Source organism: Undibacterium sp. GW821-FHT11B02, from assembly GCF_058808955.1.
Genome location: NZ_JBXASD010000002.1, coordinates 332,302 through 344,893, shown reverse-complemented (window position 1 = coordinate 344,893; position 12,592 = coordinate 332,302). Strand labels below are relative to the sequence as shown.

Annotated in this window: 9 protein-coding genes; 3 read left to right on the top strand and 6 right to left on the bottom strand. The window is 48.8% G+C overall.

The window, feature by feature from the left end; translation table 11 throughout:
• Positions 1-94 precede the first annotated feature (94 nt).
• From AC1RVX_RS04795 to purL, 3 genes are all read left to right on the top strand, one after another.
• The gene (locus AC1RVX_RS04795) at positions 95-1,183 is read left to right on the top strand and encodes an EAL and HDOD domain-containing protein (protein WP_493215439.1); all 1,089 of its coding nucleotides are present in this window, start codon (positions 95-97) and stop codon (positions 1,181-1,183) included.
• 148 nt (positions 1,184-1,331) lie between these two features.
• Positions 1,332-3,017 carry an ArnT family glycosyltransferase gene (locus tag AC1RVX_RS04790; protein ID WP_493215438.1) on the top strand — a complete coding sequence of 562 codons (1,686 nt, stop codon included), beginning with the start codon at positions 1,332-1,334 and terminating at the stop codon, positions 3,015-3,017.
• A gap of 159 nt (positions 3,018-3,176) precedes the next feature.
• Positions 3,177-7,172: a phosphoribosylformylglycinamidine synthase gene (purL, locus tag AC1RVX_RS04785; RefSeq protein ID WP_493215696.1), complete on the top strand. Its 3,996-nt coding sequence runs from the start codon at positions 3,177-3,179 to the stop codon at positions 7,170-7,172.
• A 133-nt stretch (positions 7,173-7,305) separates the two neighbouring features.
• On the opposite strand, the gene maiA is transcribed toward purL, so the two are convergent.
• The 6 genes from maiA to AC1RVX_RS04755 are packed head-to-tail and all read right to left on the bottom strand — an operon-like array spanning position 7,306 to position 12,567.
• The gene (gene maiA / locus AC1RVX_RS04780) at positions 7,306-7,962 is read right to left on the bottom strand and encodes a maleylacetoacetate isomerase (RefSeq protein ID WP_493215437.1); all 657 of its coding nucleotides are present in this window, start codon (positions 7,960-7,962) and stop codon (positions 7,306-7,308) included.
• Positions 7,963-7,968: 6 nt separating this feature from the next.
• The gene (locus tag AC1RVX_RS04775; RefSeq protein WP_493215436.1) at positions 7,969-8,685 is read right to left on the bottom strand and encodes an ABC transporter ATP-binding protein; all 717 of its coding nucleotides are present in this window, start codon (positions 8,683-8,685) and stop codon (positions 7,969-7,971) included.
• A gap of 11 nt (positions 8,686-8,696) precedes the next feature.
• Positions 8,697-9,446 carry an ABC transporter ATP-binding protein gene (locus tag AC1RVX_RS04770; protein ID WP_493215435.1) on the bottom strand — a complete coding sequence of 250 codons (750 nt, stop codon included), beginning with the start codon at positions 9,444-9,446 and terminating at the stop codon, positions 8,697-8,699.
• Positions 9,443-10,468, bottom strand: a complete 1,026-nt coding sequence (locus AC1RVX_RS04765) for a branched-chain amino acid ABC transporter permease (protein WP_493215434.1) — start codon at positions 10,466-10,468, stop codon at positions 9,443-9,445. The genes AC1RVX_RS04770 and AC1RVX_RS04765 overlap by 4 nt, the downstream gene beginning before the upstream one ends.
• Positions 10,468-11,391, bottom strand: a complete 924-nt coding sequence (locus AC1RVX_RS04760; RefSeq protein WP_493215433.1) for a branched-chain amino acid ABC transporter permease — start codon at positions 11,389-11,391, stop codon at positions 10,468-10,470. The genes AC1RVX_RS04765 and AC1RVX_RS04760 overlap by 1 nt, the downstream gene beginning before the upstream one ends.
• On the bottom strand, positions 11,392-12,567 hold the full coding sequence (locus AC1RVX_RS04755; protein WP_493215432.1) for an ABC transporter substrate-binding protein: 1,176 nt from the start codon (positions 12,565-12,567) through the stop codon (positions 11,392-11,394).
• Positions 12,568-12,592: the final 25 nt, after the last annotated feature.

Genomic DNA, 12,592 nt, shown 5'->3' with positions numbered 1-12,592 from the left:
ACTTGATCCCAAACAGCGGGTAATCGGATTTCAATTTTCCTGGCAGCAGCCAAATCAGGATATTGAATCAAGTACAGAAAGCCTGAGCGAACTCATGGAGTTTGTCGCTGAAGAACTTCATGATGATGACAAGGGTTTTTTGCTTGGTGACAGCCTGTTGTTTCTGGAAGCTGTGCCAGAGTTGTTGCATGCACCCGGGTTAAAGTTGCTACCGGCAGAAAACACCGTCCTGATTTTGCATAAAAAGTATTTTGCCAACCCTGAAACACTGGCAGTGGTGACTGAATTGCGTCAACTTGGTTTTGGTATTTGCCTGCGGGGTGCGGAAGTAACAACACTGGAGCGTTCTTATTTCGCCTTGATCACCCACCTTGAAGTGCAATTGAATGCAGCCAATTTTGCATCTCAGGCCAAGGTTTATGCAGCGCTGAAACAATCCACCGTGCGCATGGTCGCCCGCAACATTATGACTTGGCAGGATTTTGATGCCTGTTCCGCATTGGGTCTGGACAGTTTTGTTGGTAAACTGCATTTGACGCCGCGTCCAAGTAATGCGCCAAAAACCCTGAATACTGCACAAACCACCATTTTGCAATTGATGGAAATGGTCAGAAAAAATGCCGACATCCAGCAACTGGAAGCCGTTGTCAAACGTGATGCCACACTGGCCTATAAATTACTGCGCTATATTAACTCTGCAGGTTTTGGCCTTAGAACCGAAGTGCAGTCGCTGAAACATGCCGTGCAAATGCTGGGATATAGCCCCTTGTACCGTTGGCTGACAGTGCTGTTGGCAACTGCCAGTTCCAGTGGTTATTCCCCTGTGCTGCTGGAGACTGCGATTGTCCGTGGTCGCCTGGCTGAAGCGCTGGGGCAGGGCAAGATGTCCAAGAGTGAAGCTGAAAATCTGTTTGTTGCAGGTATGTTTTCCCTGCTGGACAGGTTATTGGGAATATCGATGGAAGAAGTGCTGTCTACCGTACAGTTACCTGAAGTTGTGACTGAGGCCCTGATTTCTCGCGGCGGTACCTATGGCCCTTTCCTGGCTCTGGCTGAAGCATGTGAGCTCAATAGCATGCTGGTTGGTTCGCTGGCTGAGTCATTGAAAATTACCCCTGCCGATTTGAATGCTGCGCACATGGCATCGCTGGTTTGGGCGAAAAATGTTGCCTCCGCGGCTTGATTGTTTCCTTGAATGCAATAAAAAGACAAGCATATTGCTTGTCTTTTTTTGTTTTGACTCAAGTGTTTGAATAATCGTTACTTTTCCAAAAAACAATTTTGAAGATGCGTAGAATACGCTCGCACCTATAAACGAGTTTATTGTCTTTATGAGTTTTGTTCAGCCCGGCCAGAAAGTACAACTGCCAGATATTCCTGCCTGGCTGGTTTGCCTATTGGTTTTTTTCTTTCTTGCCTACGGTTTGGGTACCTACCCGATTTTGGACAATAACGAAGGCCTGTACGCTGAAATACCCAGGGAAATGCTGGCGGCTGGCGATTGGCATAACTGGATCATCCCGCACCTGAATGGTCTGGCTTACATGGAAAAGCCGCCTTTGCTGTATTGGTTGACGGCTTTCTCATTTGCCTTGTTTGGCGAGCATGAATGGGCGGCGCGTCTGGTACCGGTCCTGTCAGCTTTGAGTTGCGTCGGCATGATGATGTGGTTTGGGCGGCAGATAGCGCGTCCAAATGCGGCTAAACTCGCTGCATTGATGTTTATTAGTGGTCTGGGCGTGATCGCCATGTCTCGCACCCTGATGTTTGACATGTTGCTGACAGTAATGCTAACAGGGGCATTGATGTCAGGGTATTTGTACAGCATTTCAGGCGACAAGAAGCGTTTGTACTGGGCTATGTCCTTTCTCGCACTTGCCCTGTTGGCAAAAGGTTTTGTTGCCATTATTTTATTTGGTGCGGTGACATTTGCTTATACCGTCTTGCTGTCAACTTCGGTTCGGGATTTTTTTGCACGGCTGGTCAGTTGGCTGAACTGGCGCGGGCTGGGGCTGTTTTTCCTGATTGCCGCACCATGGCATATCGCCGCAATCATGGCAGAACCGATTTTTGCCTGGTTTTATTTCATCAATGAGCATGTGTTGCGGTTTTTGGGTAAGCGCGAGCCTCATGATTACTATGCTGGCGCGTGGTGGTATTACCTGCCCAGAATGATCGTTTACCTGTTTCCCTGGTCATTTTTCCTGCCACTCCTGCTGTTTGTTAAGCCTGTACAACAGACAGCCAGGTCATTGCGCAGTTTCATGACTTGTGCATGGATTATTCCGGTATTGTTTTTTTCTCTTTCCAGTGCCAAGGCCAATTATTACCTGGTGGTGGTGATGCCGCTGGCGGCTCTGCAACTGGCGATTGCGCTGGAAGACAGGGCCATGGGCAGTGCCTGGGCGCGCGGACTGGTGGCTTTGATACTTGCCGGGATTTTTGCTGCACTGGCCTGGTGGGCCGATGGCGGCAAGGGTGCGTGGCTGGCAACGCTGAGCATTTATGGTCTGGGCGGCATGCGTTTTGTGCACTGGTGTCTGGCTGTAATGGCGGTACTCAGTGCAGGTATAGGCGTGCTGGTCTGGCGCTACCCGCGTACGGGCCTGCTGCCTTTTGTGGTATTGCCAGCAATGATATTGTTTACCGCGATTGGTGTTTTGCAAGCATCTTCCGATTGGACATCAACCCAGCCTATGGCTCTTGAATTGCAAAATGATAAGAGGGCGCGTGAAGTGTTTTTATACCGGGTCTTTGAAAACCAGTCATCCTTGCCGTTTTATCTGAAGCAGCCTGTGCGCATCATTGACAGCCGCAGCAGTGATTTGTTTTGGGGCAATAAGCTGCATAAAAATGAAATTGTTGTCACCGATGCCATGTTCGACAAAATTTCCGACACTAAAAAAGTCAGTATCGTCGTTTTGGATGAAGATTTGCCGCATTTTAATGAAAAGAAGTATGCATTCAAATTCATAAGCAGAAAAAAAATCGGCCACAGTAATTTGTTTGTGAATTGAGTTTGGCATTGAGTTTCGCATTGAGTTTGTTAGTGAGCGCGAAATCTTGTCACCTGCGTTTGGAGTCGGCTTGGGCATCAAGGTATAATCTCGGTTTCTGATCCAACCAGCATATGTGCACCGCATTTTGTGTACATTGCCTCAACTACCTCGCTCACCATGTTGATATTGCCAGGCTCCAACGCCCTGTCTGCTTTTCGTACCTCCGGTCTTCTCTCTCGTTTGCAAGCTGTTGATGCCAATATTGTCGGCGTCAGCGGACGCTTTGTTCATTTTGTCGATACGGCATCTGAACTGACCAAGGAAGACGCTGATCGCCTGAATGCCCTCCTGGTGTACGGCGACGCATATACCGCCAGCAGTGAAGGGGATGTGTTTGTCGTCATCCCGCGCTTTGGTACGATTTCGCCATGGGCCAGCAAGGCCACGGATATTGTCCACAATTGCGGCATGACACATATACACCGTGTTGAACGTGGCATTATTTACTATGTGCAGGTAAAAACTGGCTTGCTCGGTGGTGCCAAAAAGCTTGCTGATGGTAGCCGTGAGCCAGTCGCAGCGCTCTTGCATGACCGCATGACAGAAATGGTATTGGCTGACGCGCAGCAAGCCCAGGCACTGTTCTCTGAACTGGTCGCCAAAGAGTTGGAGCATGTCGACGTACTGCAAGGTGGCAAGGCCGCCTTGTTGCAGGCGAACACAGAACTTGGTCTGGCTTTGTCGGATGACGAAATTGATTACCTGGTCGATGCCTTTACCGCCGCCAAACGTAATCCGACGGATGTTGAGCTGATGATGTTTGCACAGGCAAACAGCGAACATTGCCGTCACAAGATTTTCAATGCAGACTGGACTATCGATGGTCTGAAACAGGATAAATCCCTGTTCCAGATGATCAAGAATACCCACGAGTTGCAACCCAAGGGCACCATCGTTGCCTATAGCGATAATTCTTCCATCATGGAAGGTGCGGTCGTCAATCGGTTCTTCCCATCCGGTAAAGATCAGGTGTACAAGGTTACAGAAGAGCTGACGCACACCTTGATGAAAGTGGAAACGCATAATCACCCAACGGCTATTTCCCCATTCCCGGGCGCTTCTACTGGCGCTGGTGGCGAAATTCGCGATGAAGGTGCGACAGGCCGTGGTGCCCGTCCAAAAGCGGGCCTGACTGGCTTTACTGTATCCAATCTGATGTTGCCAGGCGCGCACCAGGCCTGGGAAAATGCTGGTGACAGCTTGACTGCCAAAGTCGTTGCGGACGCCTATGGCAAGCCAGACCGCATCGCCTCGCCGTTGCAGATCATGATAGAAGGTCCTTTGGGGGGCGCGGCTTTCAACAATGAATTTGGCCGCCCTGTTCTGGGTGGGTATTTCCGTACCTTTGAACAAAACGTCGGTGGCACGGTATATGGCTATCACAAGCCCATCATGATCGCTGGTGGTATCGGCAATATCTCAGACAAACACACCAAAAAGAATGATCTGCCAGTAGGTAGCCTGTTGATACAATTGGGCGGCCCCGGCATGCGCATAGGCATGGGCGGTAGTGCGGCTTCTTCGATGGCGACAGGTACTAACACCGCTGATCTGGACTTTGATTCCGTACAGCGCGGCAACCCTGAAATGGAACGCCGTGCACAAGAGGTCATCAATTCCTGCTGGCAGTTGGGTAACGATAATCCTGTCCTGTCCATCCATGACGTAGGTGCCGGCGGTTTGTCGAATGCATTCCCCGAAATCACCAATGACGCCAAACGTGGTGCCTTGTTTGATTTGCGTAAAGTACCGCTGGAAGAAAGCGGCATGGCACCAAAAGAAATCTGGAGCAATGAATCGCAAGAGCGTTATGTCCTGGGTATTGCTCCAGAAAGTCTGGAACTGTTCCGTCATTTCTGTGAGCGCGAACGCTGTCCGTTTGCCGTAGTGGGTACAGCGACTGAAGAACGTCAATTGCGCGTCATCGATCCGCTAAACGACACCTCGCCAGTTGATATGCCCATGAATGTCTTGCTGGGCAAACCACCAAAAATGCACAGGGACGTTACACACGTCACCAATGATTTCCCTAAAATTGATTTGACAGGCATTGATTTGCAAGTCGCAGCAGAACGCGTTCTCAGTCTGCCTACAGTTGCTGACAAATCCTTCCTGATCACGATTGGTGACCGCACGGTTGGCGCTACTTCAGTGCGTGACCAGATGGTCGGTCCATGGCAAGTGCCGGTGGCTGATTGTGCCGTGACCACCATGAGCCTGGAAGGCTATCTGGGTGAAGCCATGTCCATGGGTGAACGTACACCGCTGGCTGTGATTGACGCCGCCGCATCGGGCCGTATGGCCGTCGGTGAAGCCATCACCAATATAGCTGCTGCACCGATCAAAGATATCTCGGATATCAAACTGTCGGCCAACTGGATGGCTGCCTGTGGCCAGCCTGGCCAGGATGCAGCCCTGTTTGATACAGTAAAAGCAGTCGGCATGGAATTGTGCCCGGCGCTGGGCATCAGTATCCCGGTAGGTAAAGATTCTTTGTCCATGCGTACTACCTGGAAGGATGAAGGACAAAGCAAGGCCGTGACATCACCAGTATCGCTGATCATTTCTGCTTTCTCGCCTGTCTATGACGTACGCAAGTCGCTGACGCCGCAAATACGTCTGGACCAGGGGGATACCAGCCTGATCTTGATCGACCTTGGCCGTGGCAAGAATCGCCTGGGTGCATCCTGCTTTGCGCAAGTCATGCAGCAGCTCGGCAACGACGCACCGGATGTCGACAGCGCTGAAGACCTGAAAGCCTTCTTCGCCGCTATTCAGCAGTTGAATCATGAAGACAAATTGCTGGCTTACCATGACCGTTCTGACGGTGGCTTATACGCCAGCCTGTGTGAAATGGCTTTTGCCGGTCGCGCTGGCTTGTCTGTCAATCTCGATATTCTGACCATGGATAGTGAGCATGCGGCAGATCAGGGTGATGCCAAAAACTGGGCCAGCCAGGTGTCTGAGCGTCGCAATGACATGACACTCCGTGCACTGTTCAGCGAAGAACTGGGTGCAGTGATACAGGTGCGTACTGAACAGCGTTCAGAAGTCATGGATGTCTTGCGCAGCTTTAATCTGGGTGCCTGCAGCCATATCATCGGCAAGCCAAACAATAGCGGCATCATCGAATTTACCCGTGACGCCAAGCAAATCTATTCGCAGCCAAGAACTGCATTGCACCAGTTATGGAGCAAAACCAGCTGGCAAATCGCCCGCCTGCGCGATAACCCGGCCGGCGCCGATGCTGAATATGCACGCATCGTTGATGCGAATGATCCGGGCATGCAGCCTAAATTAAGTTTCGATCCACAGCAAGACGTGGCAGCACCATTCATTGCGACTGGCGTGCGCCCCAAGGTCGCCATCCTGCGTGAGCAGGGCGTGAACTCGCATATAGAAACTGCCTACGTCATGCATAAGTCTGGCTTTGAGGCAGTGGACGTACACATGAGCGACCTGATCGCCGGTCGTGCAAAACTGGCCGACTTCAAGGGCTTGATCGCCGTTGGTGGTTTCTCATATGGTGACGTACTGGGGGCAGGTGAGGGCTGGGCAAAAACCATTTTGTTCAATGCCATGATGTCTGAACAATTCTCACAATTCTTCCATCGCGATGACACCTTTGGCCTGGGTATCTGTAATGGTTGCCAGATGATGAGTAATCTGAAATCCATCATCCCGGGTGCGCAGGCATGGCCTAAATTTACCAAAAACAAGTCTGAGCAATTCGAAGGCCGTTTTGCCATGGTGGAAGTGGCTGACTCTGCTTCCATCTTCTTCCAGGGCATGGCGGGTACGCAAACACCTATCGCCATTGCTCATGGTGAAGGTTTTGCTGACTTTTCAACGACAGGCGATATTGCCAAGGCACAGGTTGCCATGCGCTTTATCAATAATGCAGGTCAGGCGACTGAAGCTTATCCTTACAATCCAAATGGTTCGCCACAAGGTATTACCTCAGTCACCAATGAGGATGGCCGCTTTACGGTATTGATGCCGCACGCAGAGCGCGTATTCCGTTCGGTCCTGCATTCCTGGCATCCGGACGGCTGGGGTGAAGATTCGCCATGGATGCGCATGTTCCGCAATGCGCGTGTCTGGGTAGGTTAATTGCGTTTCCAATCAGTTGCCAATCAACCCGCGTTTTATTGGTACGCCATATTCTGAGCCAGCAGGCTCAAGATATGGCGATCCTGAAAATAGTATAGGTCGACTTTGTTTATCCTATAAACTCGGGGCGAAATTACTCCGAGTCTGGTTGCATGGCAGGATGTGCCAATTCAAATGCTTTTAGTTTCTCACACTCAGTCGCAATGGCGCGTAAGGTCGGATAAGGTGTAAGATCTACATCAAAACGTTTCGCATTGAATAATTGCGGGATGAGACAACAGTCAGCCATTGTCGGCGTATTTCCAAAGACAAACTGTCCTCTCTTGGGCGAATTCAAGATGGTCTTTTCTAGAGCCTGCAAGCCCAGTTCGTTCCAGTGACGAATCCAGCCTTTTTTTGCTTCATCAGTCAGTTTGAGTTCTTCCGTTAAATACTTCAACACACGCAGGTTATTCAGGGGATGCATTTCACATGCAATTGCATTCGCTATCTGCCGGACATAGGCTCTGTCCTCAGGTGCTGCTGGCAATAATGGGTACTCAGGATACATTTCTTCCAGATATTCAATGATGGCGAGCGACTGGCTGATACTGTTTCCATTTTCAAGCAGAAGCGGAACGAGTTGTTGCGGATTCAGCGTTTGAAAATCATGCGAAAATTGCTCACCTCCATGTCGATTCAAATGTACTGCGAGATACTCGAATGGAAGCGATTTCAAATTCAGTGCGATACGAACCCGATATGAAGAAGAACTACGGAAATAATTGTAGAGAATACGTTCGGTGGACATGATTATTTAAACTCCAAGATATCGATGAATGATGTCAGGTTCGTTTGAAAGATTTGCTGAAGTGCCGGACCAGACAATTTTTCCTTTTTCCATGACAAAATGTCGATCGGCCAAAGTCAAAAGAGATTTGATGTTTTTATCAATCACGATTTGTGACAATCCTTCATTTTTCAGTGCTTTTAACGCTGTCCATATTTCTTGCCTGATTAATGGCGATAGCCCTTCCGTAGCCTCGTCTAAAACCAGAAGTCGTGGATTGGTCATCAGCGCTCTGCCGATAGCCAGCATTTGCTGTTCTCCGCCCGAAAGTTGCCATCCTTGGTTCGAGCGTCTCTCTTTTAATCTCGGAAAGAATTCGTACACGCGACCTAATGTCCAGGGTGAGGATATTGCGTTTTTTTTCGACGCTCTGGCCGTGGCGACTAAATTTTCTTCCACAGACAGATTGGGAAATATCTGGCGTCCTTCAGGCACCAGCCCAAGGCCAAGACGCGCTATCACATGTGAGGCGCTTGATTGAAGATTCGTTCCAGCAAAGCATATGTTTCCTTTTTGCACAGGTAATAATCCGAAAAGACATTTGATGGTCGTTGACCTGCCCATACCGTTTCGTCCAAGCAGAGTGATTACTTCTCCTTCCCTGACATCCAGAGTGACACCAAACAATGCCTGGGCATGTCCATAAGAAGCAACAACATTTTCAATGTTAAGTAACTGGTCCATGCGGTTAATCCTTAGTCTTCTTCGCCAAGATAAATAGCTTTCACCTCTGGGTGATTGCGAATTTCATCCGGCGTTCCACAAAACATGATGCGACCATATACAAGCACACTGATACGATCTGCCAGGGCGAATACTGCGTCCATATCATGCTCAATAAGCAGGATTCCGTATTTACCTTTGAGTCGCTTGAGTAAGGTGACGACGACGGCAGACTCTTGTGAACTCATTCCTGCCATAGGTTCATCCAGCAACAAAAACTTGGGTTCTGCTGCCATGGCCATGGCGAGTTCCAACTGTCGCCGCTCTCCATATGCCAATTCGCCTGCCAGAATATTTTGACTGGCTATCAAGCCAATATCTTCAATAACTCTGTCTGCCACATCGGTAAAACTTTGATGTGCAAGCATGGGTTTAAAAAAAGAAAATGCATTTCTCTTAGCACCGGCTGCAGACAACACAACATTCTCGCGGACTGTGAATGCCTCAAAGATAGAAGTTATCTGATACGACCGGAGCAAACCCAGGTGAGCCCGGTTTTCGATGCCAAGACTTGTGACATCCTGACCTTGGAAATATACTTGCCCAACATCAGGCGATAACTCACCTGATAATTGATTGATGAGGGTAGTTTTGCCGGCACCATTTGGACCAATGATTGCATGTAGTTCACCAGGCTGAATATCAATGGTGACGTTATCAGTAACAAGCAAGCCACCATATCGTTTTGTCAGTGAACGGGTGCTGAGTAGACTTGTCGTCATACTGATTTCTCCTCAGCGGGGATGTTGCTCATATTTTTCATCGGTCCATATCGATTGCGCAGGCGTGACAGCCCGTGATCAATACTGTTCAACCAGCCGACAATCCCAGACTTCCCAAGTAAAGCAATCAAAACAATGATGGGGCCGAAAACGACCATCCAATGCTCAAAGTACGCTTTCAGTATTTCTTCAAGCCCCAAGAATACAACTGTGCCAATCAGCGGTCCGGTAACTGATCCTATTCCTCCAAGAACGACCATCACAATTAAATCTCCGGACACAGACCAGGCCAGTGTGCTGGGAGATGCAAATGCATTCAGGTTTGCCAAAAGCAGTCCTGCAATGCCACAAATAACCGCAGAAATAACATAGGCGACAAGTTGATATTTTTTTGCCGAAAACCCGGATGCGTTAATGCGGCGGGTATTCTGTTTCGCGCCGCGTAACACCATTCCAAACAAAGACGAATAGAGTCGCCACATAAACCAGGAGACAAAACACAACAGGAAAAAAGCGACATAGTAAAGTGTGTTCAGGTCACCTAAACTCACATTGAAAAATTTGGATGGATTAGCGATAGTCATACCGTCATCACCGCCATAATTTTTCAGGCTTACAAATACGAAATAGCCCATTTGAGCAAAGGCAAGCGTAATCATGATGAAAGCGATGCCTGTAGTTCGAAGACTGATGAGGCCGGTAATGCCACCGAGGACTGCACATGCAACTATGCAAATACCCAGTTGTATCCATCCAGAATCAATACCATAAAAGGCTGGTATCGCAACACAGTAAGTACCAACGCCAAAGAAAAGAGCATGACCAAAGCTAATCAATCCTGCATACCCTAGCGAAAGATTTAAGGCCATCGCAGCCAAGGCGTAAATTACTATGCGACCAAACAGCGATACATAAAATGGCTGATCAAGCATTCCTGCTATCAGTGGCACCAGGCCAAGCAGGGTCAATATGGAGATTGGCAGGAAAAAGGCCAATTTGTGAAGCATTATTTGTTTCAACATTACCGTCTCCCCGTTGGAAAAAGACCCTGCGGTTTGACGGCTAAGACAACTGCCATCAAGATATAGACCAGCATTGAAGCAACAGCTGGCCCGGCTGCTGTGGCCACTTCTCTATCCATTACAGAGCGGAAAAGCAGCGGCAAAAAGGCACGCCCCAGCGTATCTGCTACACCCACGATGATTGATGCATACAGTGCACCTCGAATTGACCCGATACCACCGATCACGATCACTACCAGCGTGGTTATTAATACAGATTCACCCATGCCCGATTGAATCGACAGTATTGGCCCAGCCATGACACCAGCTAATCCAGCCAGTACAGCGCCTATGCAGAACAAGAGCGTGTTGAGTAATTTAATATTGACCCCCAACGCACCAACCATGGCGGGGTTCGTTGCACCAGCACGAATGAGCATTCCCAATCGCGTCCCCTGCATGAGCCATTGCGCCCCCACTGCCACCACGACACCAACAGCAATAATAGAAAAACGGTAGGCAGGGTAGGTGATGCCAAAGAGATTCACAGTCCCTTCGAGAAATGAAGGAACAGGCAAGAAGTAAGGTTGTGAGCCAAATAGTATGCGGACCAGTTCGTTAAAAAAAAGCACCAGGCCAAAAGTTGCCAATACGTGATCCAGATGGTCGCGACTGTACAGCCGGGTAATGACAATGCGCTCCAATAGCAATCCAACTGTAGCGCAACCGATGACTGCAGCCAGCAATGCCCAGATGAATGATCCCCCGTATTCAAAACCAAGAGCAGAAAAATATGCCCCCAGCATGTACAGCGAACCGTGCGCCAAATTCACAAAGTTCATGATTCCGAATACCAATGTCAGGCCCGCTGCAAGCAAGAACAAGAGCACGCCGTATTGGATACCATTGAGGATCTGCGGAAATACCTGCATCAAGATGTCCATTTACTTCCTCGGGCATTGGTTGCTGTAGGCGTCAGAATGCTCTTTTAGTGCAACACTACTTTGCTTCACTTCAATGTGGCCGGCATTTTTAATGACGTCGAATATGTAGTAATTCTGGATAGGGAGGTTATTGTTATTGAACTGGAAAGGGCCTCTTACAGATTTAAATTCTTTGCCAGCGGCTTTTACTGCCTCTGAAAATGCTTTCTTGTCTGAGGTGTTGCCGCCCAGCTTTTCCACTGCCAAATTTAAAATGCGTGCAGCATCAAATGCAGTTGCGGCATATTCACTAGGAATGCGTTTGTACTTTGCCTGGAATGCGGCAACAAATTTCTTGTTTTCAGCATTGTCCAGTGCTGCATCCCACATGGCACCAAAGGTACTGCCGACAGCAAAGTCTCTCAATGCAGGCATTGTTGTACCGTCTACTGTAAAGACAGAGAACATGGGTACTGTACCCAATAAGCCAGCCTGACTAAATTGTTTGACAAAATTGACGCCCATACCGCCTGGATAGAAAACGAACACGGCATCTGGTTTTGCAGACTGAATTTGTGCGATTTCGGCAGAGTAGTCTGTTTGACCAACCTGCGTATAGAGTTCATCAGCGACTGCACCTTTGTATAAACGCTTGAATCCAGTCAGCATATCTTTGCCAGCCTGATAGTTGGGTGCCAGGATGAATACTTTTTTATAGCCCTTGGACTTGACATATTGACCCACAGCTTCCGCAGAACTGTCGTTTTGCCAGGCCGCAGAAAACACATTGGCGGCACATGATGCACCGGCGACAGGGGAAGGGCCTGCGTTTGTTCCGATGGCTATTGTTCCCGAATCTACAATTGTCTTGAACCCGGCCATGAAAACGTTAGAAAATCCTAGACCGACAATGGCGTCTACCTTGTCCTTTTCGATAAATTTACGAATGATCTGTGCACCTATTTCTGGCTTTAGCTGATCGTCTTCTTTAAATACGGTCACTGGCCGGTTACCAAAACGACCGCCAGATTGCTCAATTGCCAAATTGAATCCGTCCAATTGATCTTGCCCTACCATGGCCTGACTTCCCGATAGCGGTGCTGAAAAACCAATCTTTATTTCATTGGCGCTGTGTGCTGCTGATGTGAAAGCTAAAGTGATGGCTAATGCTGAGCTTATTTTTTTTAAGGTTTTCATTTTGTCTCCTGAATTTCTTGCTTGT